The sequence below is a fragment of the Mycolicibacterium pyrenivorans genome (assembly GCF_025821625.1).
Classification (GTDB): Bacteria; Actinomycetota; Actinomycetes; order Mycobacteriales; family Mycobacteriaceae; genus Mycobacterium; species Mycobacterium pyrenivorans.
Window position 1 is genome coordinate 1 of record NZ_JACKSH010000200.1, and the last position, 323, is coordinate 323.

Consider the following 323-nt stretch of genomic DNA (forward strand, 5'->3'; position numbering starts at 1 on the left):
GCGTGCGGAGACCAGGAACTCGACACCCTGGCCGGCGCGCACGAGAACTCCCGGGCGCTCTACCGCGAAACCCGCCGCATCGGTCTCAAGGCCGGCGAACTGCACGCCGTGATCGTGGCCCCGCTATACCTGACGCTTCCGGTGTGGTCACGAGCCACGTTGGCCCTGGCGTACGCCTCAGCGCTCATCCGCGCCGAACAGTACGCCGCAGCCGCCTCACTGCTTGACCACCCGGCCATCACCGAGGACACCCAAGCCGCCCAATGGCGTCAATTCATCACCGCCACACTGCACTACCGCACCCGGCGTTGGCCGGATCTGCT

The 323-nt window shown here is 67.8% G+C and carries 1 pseudogene; it reads left to right on the forward strand.

The window, feature by feature from the left end:
- Positions 1-323 (forward strand): annotated as a pseudogene (locus H7I57_RS23125) (ATPase); the annotation flags it as partial.